General features: G+C 60.9%; 11 protein-coding genes and 1 pseudogene. 5 read left to right on the top strand and 7 right to left on the bottom strand.

The window, feature by feature from the left end:
* Positions 1 to 17: 17 nt before the first annotated feature.
* Positions 18 to 1,124 (bottom strand): ABC transporter permease, encoded by a 1,107-nt coding sequence (locus AWB69_RS23845; protein WP_062089287.1) that lies wholly within the window; start codon positions 1,122 to 1,124, stop codon positions 18 to 20.
* 8 nt (positions 1,125 to 1,132) lie between these two features.
* Positions 1,133 to 2,692, bottom strand: coding sequence for a sugar ABC transporter ATP-binding protein (locus AWB69_RS23840; protein WP_231937213.1), 1,560 nt, complete (start codon positions 2,690 to 2,692; stop codon positions 1,133 to 1,135).
* A gap of 175 nt (positions 2,693 to 2,867) precedes the next feature.
* Between AWB69_RS23840 and AWB69_RS23835 the strand changes: the two genes are divergently transcribed.
* Complete coding sequence (locus AWB69_RS23835) at positions 2,868 to 3,752, top strand: helix-turn-helix domain-containing protein (protein WP_062089286.1); 885 nt, start codon at positions 2,868 to 2,870, stop codon at positions 3,750 to 3,752.
* A gap of 9 nt (positions 3,753 to 3,761) precedes the next feature.
* Here AWB69_RS23835 and AWB69_RS23830 read toward each other — a convergent pair whose 3' ends face one another.
* On the bottom strand, positions 3,762 to 4,694 hold the full coding sequence (locus tag AWB69_RS23830) for a LysR family transcriptional regulator (RefSeq protein WP_062089285.1): 933 nt from the start codon (positions 4,692 to 4,694) through the stop codon (positions 3,762 to 3,764).
* A 105-nt stretch (positions 4,695 to 4,799) separates the two neighbouring features.
* On the opposite strand from AWB69_RS23830, the gene AWB69_RS23825 reads away from it, so the two are divergent.
* Both AWB69_RS23825 and AWB69_RS23820 read left to right on the top strand, forming a co-directional pair.
* Entirely contained in the window at positions 4,800 to 5,948 is a 1,149-nt protein-coding gene (locus AWB69_RS23825) for an alkene reductase (RefSeq protein WP_062089328.1), read from the top strand.
* A gap of 65 nt (positions 5,949 to 6,013) precedes the next feature.
* On the top strand, positions 6,014 to 6,808 hold the full coding sequence (locus AWB69_RS23820) for an SDR family NAD(P)-dependent oxidoreductase (protein WP_062089284.1): 795 nt from the start codon (positions 6,014 to 6,016) through the stop codon (positions 6,806 to 6,808).
* Between the two features lie 247 nt (positions 6,809 to 7,055).
* On the opposite strand, the gene AWB69_RS23815 is transcribed toward AWB69_RS23820, so the two are convergent.
* The 3 genes and pseudogenes from AWB69_RS23815 to AWB69_RS50570 form a co-directional block, all read right to left on the bottom strand.
* Positions 7,056 to 8,417 carry an MFS transporter gene (locus AWB69_RS23815; protein ID WP_062089283.1) on the bottom strand — a complete coding sequence of 454 codons (1,362 nt, stop codon included), beginning with the start codon at positions 8,415 to 8,417 and terminating at the stop codon, positions 7,056 to 7,058.
* 278 nt (positions 8,418 to 8,695) lie between these two features.
* Positions 8,696 to 9,034, bottom strand: a complete 339-nt coding sequence (locus tag AWB69_RS49550) for a porin family protein (RefSeq protein ID WP_062089282.1) — start codon at positions 9,032 to 9,034, stop codon at positions 8,696 to 8,698.
* Positions 8,978 to 9,140, bottom strand: a pseudogene (locus AWB69_RS50570) (porin); the annotation flags it as partial. The pseudogene AWB69_RS50570 and the gene AWB69_RS49550, both read right to left, overlap by 57 nt.
* Before the next feature lie 789 nt (positions 9,141 to 9,929).
* On the opposite strand from AWB69_RS50570, the gene AWB69_RS23805 reads away from it, so the two are divergent.
* Positions 9,930 to 11,135 (top strand): multidrug effflux MFS transporter, encoded by a 1,206-nt coding sequence (locus AWB69_RS23805; RefSeq protein ID WP_062089327.1) that lies wholly within the window; start codon positions 9,930 to 9,932, stop codon positions 11,133 to 11,135.
* A gap of 76 nt (positions 11,136 to 11,211) precedes the next feature.
* On the opposite strand, the gene AWB69_RS23800 is transcribed toward AWB69_RS23805, so the two are convergent.
* Positions 11,212 to 11,670 carry a hypothetical protein gene (locus tag AWB69_RS23800; protein WP_231937212.1) on the bottom strand — a complete coding sequence of 153 codons (459 nt, stop codon included), beginning with the start codon at positions 11,668 to 11,670 and terminating at the stop codon, positions 11,212 to 11,214.
* Between the two features lie 768 nt (positions 11,671 to 12,438).
* On the opposite strand from AWB69_RS23800, the gene glpK reads away from it, so the two are divergent.
* Positions 12,439 to 13,938, top strand: a complete 1,500-nt coding sequence (glpK, locus tag AWB69_RS23795) for a glycerol kinase GlpK (RefSeq protein ID WP_062089281.1) — start codon at positions 12,439 to 12,441, stop codon at positions 13,936 to 13,938.
* Positions 13,939 to 14,032: the final 94 nt, after the last annotated feature.

Genomic DNA, 14,032 nt, shown 5'->3' with positions numbered 1-14,032 from the left:
AGTTATGTCAGTGCGGTTCACTCGCTACGTTCAGTGCGTGACGGCGCAGGCGGCAGCGCTCCGGCCGATCCATCGGTTTCGCCCGGCGCAGTGACTTGAATGGGCTTGCGCGGGCTGCGGCGGCGCCGCTGCGTGTACCCCGCTATGCCGATTGCAACCAGCAGCGTGGCGCCGTTGAAGAGCGGTTCGACGTAGAAGTCGCCACCCAGCTGCTGGATCCCCGCTATGCCGACCGCCAGGATCGACACACCGAACACCGTGCCCCATACGTTGACCCTACCGGGCTTGATCGTGGTCGAGCCGAGGAACGCGCCAACCAGCGCGGGCAGCAGGTAGTCGAGTCCGACGCTGGCCTGGCCGATGCGCAGCTTGGCCGCCAGCACGATTCCGGCGAAAGCCGTCAGTACGCCCGAGCTGACGAAAGCAAGAATCACATAGCGGCGTGCGGGGATACCATTGAGCGCGGCAGCACGCGAGTTGGCGCCGATCGCGTAAAGATAGCGGCCCATCGGCAGGTAGTCGGACGCGATCCATAACACCACGGCGATTACCACCACATACGTCGCAGCGATTGGCAGTCCGAATAATGACGTGGTAAAAATGGACGTGAATGCGTCGGGCAAGGTGCCAATGACCTGACGCCCGCCGGTATGCCACATCGCGATGGCGTACAGCACGGTGCCTGTTCCCAGTGTGGCGATGAACGAATCGATTTGCGCGACTTCGACCAAAAGCCCGTTGAGCAAGCCCAGCAGCGCGCCAAGTGCAAGAACAATGACCACCGCTACCCGCCAGTCGATCCCATAGGAAGTCTGCAGGCTGATGGCAAGGATGTGCCACAGCACGATCCCGTAGCCAACTGTCAGGTCGATGCGGCCGGTGGCCATCGGGATCATTGCGGCAAGAGCGAGGATGGCGATGATTGATTTATCGCCGACGATCGAGCGCACGTTCAGCAAAGTGGGAAACGTGTCGGGCAGGATCAGCGAGAACAGCACGATGAGCGCGAGCGTGAGGATCGGCAAGCCGAACACGGGCAACAGACGCACGAAGCGGGAGAACGGCGAGAGGCCGGCGAGTTCACGGCGCGTCGGCTCGAGCGCGTTGGATTTGAGCGATTGCATGGGGTACCTCAGGCAGTAAGTGGAACAACATCGACGGGCGTCACGCCATAGTCGAGCGACGCGCAATGCAGCAACTCCGACACGCTGAGCTGGTCGAGCGGCAACTCACGAGCAATCGTGCCTGTTCGAAACACCAACGCGCGATGGCAGATCTGGGCGGTCTCCTCGAAGTCCGACGAGATCAGCACTACTGCCATCCCGGTGCGCACCGCCTCCCCAAGCAACCGGTAAATTTCCGCCTTGGCGCCAATATCAACGCCTGCAGTCGGGTCCTCCAGAATCAGCACATGCGCGCCAATGCGCAGCCACCGCGCGATCACGACCTTCTGCTGATTGCCGCCGGAGAGGGTTTCGATCAATGCAGCGGGATCGTTCGGGCGCAGCGCAACGCGCCGTCCAAGCGCCAGCGCTTCGTCGGTTTCGCTGGCCGCAGAGCGCATATGCAGCCCCTTGCGGCCGCTTGCGCGAGGATTGAGAAAGAGATTCTCGCGAACGCTGAGGCCGGGTCCTATCGACTCACCGTAGCGGTCACCCGCCACCAGGCACAAGCCGTTCGCCACTGCCGCACCGGGAGAGGACAAGTCCACTTGCTCGCCGTTGAGCAGCACGGTGCCGGAGAGGATCGGCGCCGCGCCGAACAGCGCCTTGCCGAGCGAGTCGTGTCCGGCGCCACGCAAGCCGACCAGTCCGAGGATCTCGCCGCGACGGACATCGAAGTTCAGCGGTCCGGCTTCTTCCGTGTGCAACCTGCGCACCGACAATGCAACAGGCGCCGCACCCGGCGCGGGCGGCCGCACGAAAAGCGACTCGGGCTCACGTCCGACAATATGGCGAATCAATTCGGCAGGCGCGGTGTCGGCCGTGTTCTGCTGCGCGACGCGCCGGCCATCGCGCAGCACCACAATGCGATCGGATAGAGCAAACACCTCGTCCAGCCGATGCGATACATAGATCATCGCGACACCTTGCTCGCGCAGTCCCAACAGCACGCGGTGCAGGCGCTGCACTTCGCTTTCCGGCAGGCTTGCGGTCGGTTCGTCGAGGACCAGCAGGTCGGCGCGGCTCGACAGGCCACGCGCAATCGCCACCAGTGATTTCTCCGCGCGCGACAAGGTGAATACGCGCTGCTCAGGGTCAATGTCGCCGCCCACCAGCGCAAGCGCCGCGTCGGCAGACGCCCGCACCGCCCCCCAGGAAATCAGGCCACGCCGCTTCGCATAGGCAGTCGCGAGCGCGATGTTCTCGGCAACGGTCATCCAGTCGACGAGTCCCAGATCCTGATGCACGAACGCGACGCGGCCGCGCATGGCGCGCGCATCCGTCAGTGCGCCTTGAAACAACAGCGTGCCGCTCGACGGTGCGTGCACACCGGCCAATATCTTGATCAGGGTGGATTTGCCCGCGCCGTTCTCGCCAAGCAGCGCGACGATTTCACCAGCGGCAACGTCGAAGCTGACGTCCTCCAGTGTGCTCACGCCGTTGAAGCGCTTGCCGACGCCGCGCACCTCGAGCACGGGAATACGCGGTGCTGCACGCGGGGCGGCCGCGGGTTGCATCGTTGAAGACATGTCTCAATCCATCCATCAGCCGTTGGCCGAATTTAGTGTTTGTCATATCGTTTTTTTGTTTTTACTATTATTGGACGAGGTATTCGCGGCCGCCCATCGAAAATCGGCCAGCCCAACATCGAAAAACGGCCAGCGCAGATTGACCGCAAAAAACTGAAGAATGGAGCGAGACATCATGAAAGAGAGCGACGAACTCATCGACTGGACAATGCCCGATGACGATCCGGACAATCCGTTTCGATGCGGCGACCCGTTGCCGGAATGTGTTGAACGCGTGGAGCCGGGCAAGGCGGTGATCGGCTCGCGCGGCGATGCGAAGAACAAGATCCTGTGCGTCGAGCAAGGCCGCCTGAAACTCGAAGGGCCGCACGGCCAGTGGTTGCTGTTGCCCGCCCATATGGTTTTTATCCCGCATAGCCGGCCCTACCGGCTCTACACCAGCGCCGATGCGGTAGTCGTGGTGGCGCACCTTGGCGCGCAACATACGGTGTGGCAGCACGAAGGCTGCTGGGCAGCACCGGTCAGCGGGCTGGCGCGCGAGATGTTCGGCTACGCGCTGCGCTGGGGCCGTGAACGCGCCGACGACGACGCCGTTGCCAACGCTTACTTCCAGGCGCTGGGCCTCCTGTGCAAGGACTGGTTCGAGTGCTCGCGGATGATGTGGATTCCGTTCGGCGAGTCGCCCGCGCTCAAGCGCGCGATTGCTTATACCCGCACGCGGCTGGACTCGGCGACTATCGAACTGGCGGCGGAAGCGGCGGGCACGTCGGTGCGTACGCTGCGCCGATACTTCCAGGATGAGCTGGGAATGAGCTGGCGCCGTTTCTTGCAGGAGTTGCGCATGGCGCGCGCGATCGAACTGATGACCCGCAAGCGCCTGTCCGTCACACAGACGGCTCTGGAAGTGGGCTTCAATAGCGTGGCCGCTTTTACGCTGGCCTTTTCTTCATTCACAGGCAAGACCCCAAGCTCGTACACCCGCGACTTCCTGAATGAAACGTTCATTCCGAACAATGCGATGGGGAGCCCGATGGGGAGCCGCATCGAGAGCGAGGTTTAACGGCGGGGTTCAACGCACCGGATCGAGATACGCCTCCAGGTCACCGGATACCGTATCAAAGCGCTCGATCAGGAAATCAAGAAGTGCACGAACGCGTGGCGCCATGTACCGGCTACGTTGATACAGGGCATGGACGGGAACATCGGGAGAACGCCACTCCGGCATCAGGATTTGCAGTCTCCCCGCTCGCAAGTCCGCTCCAATGTCCCAGACCGACTTCATCACAATGCCATGACCGTCGACAGCCCACTCCCTTGCGAGCGCGCCGTCGTTAGTTTCCCGCGCACCCTCAAGGGGAACGGTAAAGGTCTCGACTTCGCTGCCGCGGCTGAATCGCCATTCATTCGCAGGCCCGGAGGCGGAGCTGAGCACGATGTAGTCGAACCGGTCCAGATCTCCCGGATGATCAGGAATGCCATGTAATTCCAGATACGCCGGCGACGCGCATAAAACCCGCCGGTTCAGCGCCAACCGGCGGGCGACAAGCGAGCTATCTGCCGGCACGCCGAAGCGGATGACGAGGTCGATGTCGTCCTGCATCAGGTTCGACAAGGAATCCGACAATACCAGCACGATCGTGACCTCGGGATACAGAACATTGAATTCGTCGAGCCAGCCCCTAAGGACATGACGGCCGAAATCCGACGTCGCCGACACCCTCACCTTCCCGCGAACCACGCTTCGACCCGCCTGCAGTGCTGCACGCGCGTCGTCAAGCGCCTGGATGGCCTGCTGACAATGGGCGAGATACGTCCGGCCTTCTTCCGTCAGCCGTAACTGCCGCGTCGTCCGCTCAAAGAGCCGGGCATTCAGGCTCGCCTCCAGCTTCACCAGCCGTGCGCTTGCGGCGGCAGGAGATAGCCCCAGCTTGCGGCCCGCGGCCGACAGGCCGCCGAGGTTTGCCGTCTCTACAAAAAGCCGGATGTCGCCAAGGGTCTCCACGATATTTCCATTCTTTTTGAAAATGCTTCAAATCGTACACCCGTTATCAAAATGCAGCGGGCTTTGCACAATGGGCACATCGTCAACCAACCCGGATTCGCAATCATGTCGACCACTGCCTCGTCACTCTTCACTCCGACCGTCGTCGCCGGCCACCCGCTCGCTCATCGCGTGGTCATGGCGCCCATGACGAGGGCGCGTAGCACCCAGCCCGGCGATATCCCCAATGCAATGAACGCGCGCTATTACGCCCAGCGCGCCAGCGCCGCCCTGATCGTGACCGAGGCCACCCAGATCTCGCCCCAAGGCAAGGGTTACTCCTTCACCCCTGGTATCTATAGTCCCGAGCAGGTCGCCGGATGGCGCCTCGCGACCGATGCGGTTCACGCAGCCGGCGGCCGGATCTTCGCGCAGCTCTGGCACGTGGGGCGCATGTCGCACCCGGACTTTCACGATGGTCAACTGCCGGTGGCTCCGTCCGCCGTTGCCTTCGACGGCCAGATCTGGAAGGTCGATCCGGACACCGGCGCAGGCGCGATGGTCGACAGCCCGACACCGCGTGCGCTTGCCCTCGAGGAGATCGCGAGCGTAGTCGCAGATTTCCGCCGGGCGGCACGTAACGCGATGGAAGCGGGTTTCGACGGTGTTGAAATCCACGGCGCCAATGGCTACCTCATCGACCAGTTCCTGCGTACGACGTCCAATCTTCGCACCGACGAATACGGTGGTTCGCGTGAGAACCGTCTGCGCTTTCTCAAGGAGGTTGTCGAGGCGGTAGCGAACGAGATTGGCGCCGATCGCACCGCCATTCGCCTCGCCCCGTTCCTGACGGCACGAGGCATGGACTGCCCCGACATCCTGCCGACGATTCTCGAGGCCGCCGAATTTCTTCAGGCGCGCGGCATTGCTTATCTCCATCTGGTTGAAGCGGACTGGGAGGACGCACCGCAGTTCACCGAGACTTTCCGCCAGGCCATCCGTGCCCGGTACACGCGGCCGATCATTGTTGCCGGCAAATACGACAAGGCGCGCGCCGAGTGGGTGCTGTCAAAAGGCTACGCCGACCTGGTTGCCTTCGGCCGGCCCTTCGTCGCCAATCCCGACTTTGTCCGCCGGCTCGCCGAAGATCTGCCGCTGGCCGCCTTCGATGGCAGCACGCTGTTTGGTGGCGATGAGCGCGGTTATACCGACTATCCCGCCTTGCCGAAAGCAGAAACCCCGGTCGAGGTCAGTGACGCCGCCGAGGTTTGCTGAACGCGTATCCGACTACCCCCGTGTTCGCGACGTGAACACAGATCCATCGCTATAAGGAGCAGGACATGTTTGGTTATCGAGGCTCAACCGCCCTCATTACAGGGGCATCAAAAGGACTAGGCAAGGCCTTCGCGCATGCGCTTGCCGCACGCGGAATGAATCTCGTGCTGGTAGCCCGGTCCGGCGATGCCTTGCAGACGCTGGCGGAGGAGCTGAATACCCGACACGGCGTGCAAACCGTAGCGCTTAGCATTGATCTTGCCCATGCTGACGCCGCTCGCCATATTGGCGATGAACTCGAACGCCGCCGCATTCAGGTCGACCTGCTGGTGAACAACGCAGGGCTTGGCCTGACCGGCAGCTTCCTCTCACACGATCCCATGAAGGAACACGCGGAGATCCAGGTGAACGTTCAGGTGCTGGTCGCGCTCAGCCATCTGCTCGGCAGCGCGATGACAAAGCGTGGCAGGGGCGGCATCATCAACCTTGCATCCAACGCGAGCTTTCAGCCTCTCCCTTACATGGCCACTTATGCCGCCACCAAGGCTTTTGTGCTTTCCTTCAGCGAAGCGCTGCAATACGAGCTGGCCGGCACGGGCGTTCATGTCATGGCGGCTTGCCCGGGGCCAACGGCAACGAGCTTCTTCGACGGGGTATCGACCGACGTGTCACCCAAGGACATGGATAGTTCGGAATCCGTAGCGACTAAAACACTCGAAGCCTTCGACCGCAAGAAAGCGGTCGCCTACCCGGGGCGCCCAAGCGTACGAATGGCGACCTGGCTGTCGCGATTGCTTCCTCGCCCGCTCGTCGTCCGCATCGCGGCGATGGCTTCGCGAAAAATGGGGCTCCACGGCTGACCGCCGGTGTAAAGCTGATGCGCAACACGCCCGCATTGATACAGATCCTTACGAAAATCCCCGCTCAGGGCATCTGGAACAAGTTAAGTAAGACACAGATATATGGGGAAAGACCTGTTTCGGACGGAACCGCTTATGCTTGGTTACGTCGTCACCGGGTCCCCCTTCTCCTGGCGGCGACGCTCCGGAAGCTTTAACCCGCGCCTTCGAGAGGGGCGCGGGCTTTTTTTGCGTGTCGTCTGCGCGACTAGTGCGAAACCGTTCCTATGTCGCTGACCTTGACGTTCGCGGATCGCGGTTGAACGGCTTGCTTGATCAGCAACGCAATGCAGGCGATCACGCCGGGTACCGCCACGACAGCGAAGATGTTTTCGAAACTGAAGTGCTGCCGGGTCAGTTCAGCGACCAGGAACGAACCCGCAATACCACCAAACCGGCCAATGCCGAGCATCCATGCAACGCCGGTGCCGCGCCCCTGAGTCGGATAGAACGCAGCCGCCAGTGCGGGCATGGATGACTGCGCCGTATTCATCAGCACGCCGGCCGCAAAAACGACGACGATCAGCAAGCTGATATTGCCGACCGCGTGACCAATGCAATACACGCTGATAGCGGTCAATGCGTAGCATGCTCCAATGATGCGGTTCGGATTGAAGCGGTCCATCAACACGCCGCACAGCACCGCGCCCACGCCGCCAAGCGGGAACAGCGCGGAAATCAGCGTGGCGCGCTGCGCGCTCAGACCCGCCTCTTTAAGCAGGATCGGCATCCAGTTGATCGATGCATAGAAGATGACAAGTCCCATGAAATAGGTCAGCCAAAGCATCACCGACCCAACGATGTACTCCCGCGACAGCACTAGCCGCATACCGCTTTTCCCCGGCACGGCCTGAGCCTGTTCCGTCATCACGAACGACGTGGCGTCGACGGCGCTCCGGCCAATACGGCTAAGCGTTGCGCGAATCTTGTCGACCGGATGCGCATGGGCGACCCGGTAACGCACCGACTCCGGAAGGGCGATGAGCAGCAAGACCGCCAGCAGCAGCGGAGTCATTCCGCCGAGCATCAGAACGCTGCGCCATCCGAAAGCGGGAATCATCCACGCCGCGAGAAAACCGCCGAACGCGGCTCCAAGCGGAAAGCCGCAGAACATCAGGTTGATCAGGGTTGCGCGCCGGCGATCCGGGCAGAACTCGCTCATGATCGTCACCGCATTCGGCATGGCTGCGCCCAGTCCGAGACCCGTGATGAAGCGCAGTATCGTCAGGTGCGTGAGATCCCCGGAGAAAGCGGATGCCAGACAAGCGACACCGAAGATCACGACCGATGCAATCAGAAGAATGCGCCGTCCCAGGCGGTCGGAAAGCGGACCGGCGAGGAGCGCACCGAACGCCAGCCCGAACAACGCGGCGCTAAGCACCGGAGCAAGCGCGGGCCTGCTGATATTCCACTCGGTAATCAGCGACGGGGCGATGAACCCGATAGCGGCTGTGTCGAATCCGTCCAGCAGGACGATGACAAAGCACATTGCAAAAATCAGCCATTGAAACCCGCCGAACGGGTGTTCATTGATGAAGGTCTGAACGTCGACTGACGAACTCCTGCTCATGTCTCATCCTTTGTTTTGTTACGTCGTTTCGGGGCATGCTGGACGACGCGGAGTTGCTGACTGCTAGGACGCTTACTACAAGCGATGACCGGCACTGACGAAGATTGGGTGAACGGCAAGACCGTCGGGCACGCTGCCGGTCTGTCGAGTCGCACTCAGTTTAGTCCGGTGTATCCGATCCTGAAAGCTCGCACTTACGCTGAAAACACCCACTGCTTGAGGAGCGGCGCGGTCCTTGCCGCGTGCTCCTTGTTCCCTATTCCCTGTTCTATTCCCGCTTAGAACGCGTGACGAATGCCTGCCATCAAGCCGGTCTGGTTTTGTCCGGCAGGAAGCGTGGTGCCGCCGCCCCCCGATTTGAGGGAGTGCCACCCCTGCGAGCTATTGCTCAGATACGAGCCCTGCAGATACATCGCCGTGGCCTTGGACAGCGAATATGTGCCCCGCAGCGTGCCCATGGTGGCGCGTGCATCCTGTTCAGCGTTAGTGATACGGAAGACCTCGCCATCCAGCGTGAACGCCCGGGTGATCTGATACGCCGCGCCGAGATAGAACAGGTTCGGTGATCCCGGGCATGCGCACGACATGGTCGCCCGCCGCATTCGCATGCGATACATATTCAACGCCGGTATCAAGGATTCCGTACAAAGTCACGCTGCTTTGCGCGAATGCTGATGCGCTGACCAGACTGAACCCGCCCACGAATAACGTTGAAATTTTCATCGATCTCCGTCGCCTGTCCTTAGAGCAATTTTTGTTGTTCGTCATACGAACATAGTTTCGCTTTGCGAACCAACCGAGGCTTGGCGGGGATACTAGTGGCGGGATATTGGCGCCGCCTATGCGGGGCAACCCCTAAACGCAGGCGCGTTTGGTCGACCGATCGGCCTTGAGCCGCGTGGCATAACGCTTCTCAAGCACTATCCGGGATTTGTATAGTGCGTATCGCCAGGTGAGGGGCTCGGTCGAAGCGCGGACAGTGATGCCCGGCGGGAAGCTGCGAATAAGGATGCTTGACGACAGCGCCAGACGTCATGTTTCCTGAATGGGACCAGAAGGTGACGTGATGCCTGTTGTGGTCCTTCCGTTCGTCACCCGCGCTGCCGCATGGTCTCCCGGCCATCTGAGCGCGCCAGCGTGGATTTCACTATAGTGCACACGATGAACGGCCGATGCAGGGTTCGTGTCCGCTTGACGCCGGGATTTCAAACCCGCGCCCCGATGCGCCTTCGTCTGCGATAGCCGCTGTACCCGCGCCGCCGCCCGACTCGCTTTCCAGTGTAGAAACCTCACGCTGCGACGGGCGTCCTGATGGATATCGAAATAGTCAGGATGGGCAATGTCGATTTATCAAGACGTCGTTCGTCATGGCTGTAGGGCCGCGATCGGGCAATGCGCCAATGGACGCACCGCATCGCGCCCCCATTTTCACTCGCGCGCAATACCGCACAGCGCGCACCTGACCCGGCAGGTTTCGACTACCATGCCGCCACTCTTTACTACCGACAAATGATGACACGACGCTTTCTTCAACTTGCCATTGTGCTGGGCCTGATCACCGCGGTGGGCCCGTTCGCCATCGACATGTACCTGCCCGCGCTGCCGTCCATTGGCGGGGCGCTGCACGCCACCCCGGCCGAGGTGCAGATGAGCCTCATGGTGTTTTTCATCACGCTCGGAGTCTGCCAGCTCGTGTACGGGCCGCTCTCGGATATCTTCGGCCGCAAGATGCCGATCTACGTCGGCCTCGCGATTTTCACCATCGGCAGCGTGGGCTGCGCCTTTGCGCCGGACGTGCATGTGCTGATCGGTTTTCGTGTGCTCCAGGCGTTGGGTGCGTGTGCCGGCATGGTCGTTCCGCGCGCCATCGTGCGGGACCTTTACACCGGTCACGACGCCACCCGCCTCATGTCGCTGCTTATGCTCGTCGTGAGTGTGTCTCCGCTCCTGGCGCCGCTGACCGGCAGTTTCATCATTGCGGCGTTCGGCTGGCGCGGCGTCTTCTGGGCACTGACCGTGGCGGGCGGACTTGCGCTCGTGCTTGCGGCTACGCAATTGAAAGAGACGCGGGAAATCCATCATCGCGCCGGTAGCTCGTGGGCAAGTGCGTTCGCGGGATATCGAAAGTTACTTAGTGATCCGATGTTCCTTGGTCTCACGTTTGTCGGCGCGTTCGGCGTCTCGTCGTTTTTTATCTACCTGGCAAGCGCCTCATTCGTGATCATCAACCACTATGGCTTGTCGCCCACCCTGTTCAGCTTGTGCTTCGCGCTTAACGCGGCGGCGTTTTTCGGCTTCAGCCAGTTGACTGCACGCCTCACTGCCCGGTACGGCCTGCCGCGCGTCATTCGCGTGGCGGTTACCGGTTTCGCGATTGCAATGAGCATCGTAGCCATGCTGTTTCTGGCGGGCGCCGACAGCCTCGCGCTGATGATGGTCTTCCTGTTTGTCGGCTATGGCTTCCTGGGGCTGGTATTGCCGACTGCCGCAGTGTTGTCGCTTGAAAGTCATGGGGCAATTGCCGGTACGGCTTCGGCGCTGATGGGTGCATTGCAGTTCGTGATCGGCGCTGCGGTGATGGCCGTGTCCGGCCTGTTCGCCGATGGCGCGCCCAAGCCGATGATGGTTGCAATCGCACTCTCCGCGTTGCTGGCGTTTGCCATCGCCCGCCTCACGCTGCGCACCGAAAACGTGCAACTGCCAGCAGCGGCAGAATAGGAAACCCGCATGGCATTGAGCGGCAAACGCGTTGCCCAGGCCCGCAATGCCACCCTCACGATGCGGTCCTATGAGATCAATGGGCCTGACAAAGAATCGCCGTCATCACTGGCGTGACTTCGTGAACAATAGCGTCGCTGCCTATTTGATGCAGGCGGTCCCTGACGTCGTCGGACGTGCCTGTCACCACTACGCCGTAGGCCCAGTCGGCAACAGGATCGCCCTTGCCCGGCTTGAAGAGCGGATCATCCTTCTCGTAGCCGAGCACCACAAAGACCGGGAGATCGAACGCCGTCAGCTTCACGCCCCGGGCGGGCCGGAACGCGTTGATTGAATTCTTCTCGACGTGCATGGGCTTCTGCTGTATCTCACCGCTCTGCATCAGCGCGCTGATAAACACATGGCCCGTCGATTTGCAATTGAGCTGTTCTTCTACCGCGCTTGCATGTGCAGATGTCGACAAACACCCGAAGGGCGCAAGCGCGACCACGGCGACAACTCGAATAAGCTTACTGACCTGCCTGGGGACCCGCATGGTTGGCCTCTGTTCTTTCGATGTTGCATCAGCCGCAACGAACTTCCTCGTCGCGGAGTTTTACTCTACCTGCACCGGCAAATTGTTGCCGGATTGCCAGATGCCCTGAAGCCCCCTCCAAACAATCGCGATTCGATAGCAGACATGCAAGCCGGCACTCGGCTTGCATGTCCATCGAACCGGGGCCGTCGGCACGTCCAAACCTCCGCTTGCAGAGTCACCCCTATTGCGGACGTTATTGCCTGATGTGTCCGTTCCCTTTCGAACTTTCAAAGATTCTTACCGACACTGTTTCGAGGTTTTCCACTAACTCCGAAGCGGTGTCCCGCACACGCGGCTACCCGTCACAAAAGTGCCTTTACATTTTCGATTTTGTTCACTAGCATTCGAATTCGAACATTATCGGTTCGATAGATTTTCTTAATTGACACGAGCGAATGACCCAGATCAACGCGCAATGGCTGATTTTCCGGCAATAGCGCGCGTATTGGCCAAGCCGGCATGATGTGCGTTTCTCGCGGGTCTCGCATGCCGGTGTTCTTTTACGAACAGGGCGAATTCGATGAACCGCGCCTTCATCCCGCCCTTTTGGCGGCCTTTACCCTAACTGCATCAAACGGTTAACCGGATTTAACATCGCAATCAAAACGTAATTTTCGCGGACGCGCCCGTCTCACCGAAACCGCAGTCAAAACAAGAAGTCAGCAACGCCGCGAGGCATCATGCAAGAAGCGGCGATCCATTTAAAAAACCAGTGGAGAAGACACAATGCAGGAGCAATATATCCTCGCGCTCGACCAGGGCACGACGAGTTCACGCGCAATGGTGTTCGATCGCCAAGGTAACGTAGTGTCCGTGGCACAGAAGGAATTTGGCCAGATCTATCCGCAACCGGGCTGGGTCGAGCACGACCCGCAGGAGATCTGGTCGACCCAGGCCGGCGTCGCCGCCGAAGCGGTCACCCGCGCGGGTCTGAACGGTGCATCGATCGCCGCCATCGGCATCACCAACCAGCGCGAAACCACCATTGTGTGGGACCGCGAAACCGGTCAGCCAATCTATAACGCCATTGTCTGGCAAGACCGCCGTACCGCCGACTTCTGCGACCAGTTGAAGGCGCAGGGGCTGGAAGAAAAGGTTCGTGCCAAGACGGGCCTGCCTATCGACTCCTACTTTTCCGCGACCAAGATCCGCTGGATCCTCGACAACGTGGAAGGGGCGCGCGAGAAAGCCAAACAAGGACGCCTTGCGTTCGGTACGGTCGATAGCTGGCTGGTGTGGAACTTCACGAAGCACGGCCTGCATATCACCGACGTCACCAACGCGTCACGCACCATGCTCTTCAATATCCACACCCTCAAATGGGACGACGAACTGCTCGACGCGCTCGACATTCCGCGCAGCATGCTGCCTGAAGTGCGTGCCTCGTCGGAGGTGTACGGCCCGACCAAGACCACCGTCTTCGCCTCCAAGATTCCGCTTGCCGGTATTGCAGGCGACCAGCACGCCGCCCTCTTCGGCCAGATGTGCACGAAGTCCGGCATGGTGAAAAACACCTACGGAACCGGTTGTTTCCTTGTGATGAACACGGGCGACAAACCGATCGAATCGCGCAACAACCTGGTCACCACCATTGCATGGCAGATCGGAGACCAGGTCAACTATGCGCTGGAAGGCAGCATCTTTATCGGCGGCGCTGTCGTGCAATGGATCCGCGACGGGCTTGGCGTCATCAAGAGTGCGAATGAAATTGAAGCGCTCGCACGCAGCGTGCCGCATAGCGATGGCGTGTATATGGTGCCCGCCTTTGCGGGCCTGGGTGCGCCGCACTGGAATGCACGTGCACGCGGCACGCTGTTCGGCGTGACGCGTGGCACGACCTCCGCCCATATCGCACGGGCGGCACTGGAAAGCATCGCTTTTCAATCAATCGATGTACTGAAGGCCATGGAAGCTGACTCCGGCATCTGCATTGGCGAATTGCGCGTGGACGGCGGCGCGGTCGCCAACAACCTGCTGATGCAATTCCAGGCCGACATGCTGGGCGTGGACGTGGTGCGTCCGCAGATCAGCGAAACCACTGCACTGGGCGCGGCGTATCTGGCCGGGCTGGCAGTCGGTTACTGGAAAGACGTGAATGAACTGCAAAGCCAATGGAAGCTGGACCGTCGTTTCTCGCCGGATATTGCGGCCGACGAGGTCAAGCGCCAGATGCACGGCTGGCAACGTGCGGTCAATGCCGCCAAGGCGTGGGCCGACGCCACCTGAGCGCCATTCAGAGTGCCACCTGAACATCAGGTCGAACCTGAGTTCAGCGTGTGCCTCGGCGGTCGCGTCTATCCGGGTGTCTTCTGCCGCCGCG

It is taken from the genome of Caballeronia udeis (genome assembly GCF_001544555.2).
In the GTDB taxonomy this organism is placed as follows: domain Bacteria; phylum Pseudomonadota; class Gammaproteobacteria; order Burkholderiales; family Burkholderiaceae; genus Caballeronia; species Caballeronia udeis.
The sequence above is the reverse complement of the archived record's forward strand: the minus strand, read 5'-3'. Positions and strand labels throughout refer to the sequence as shown.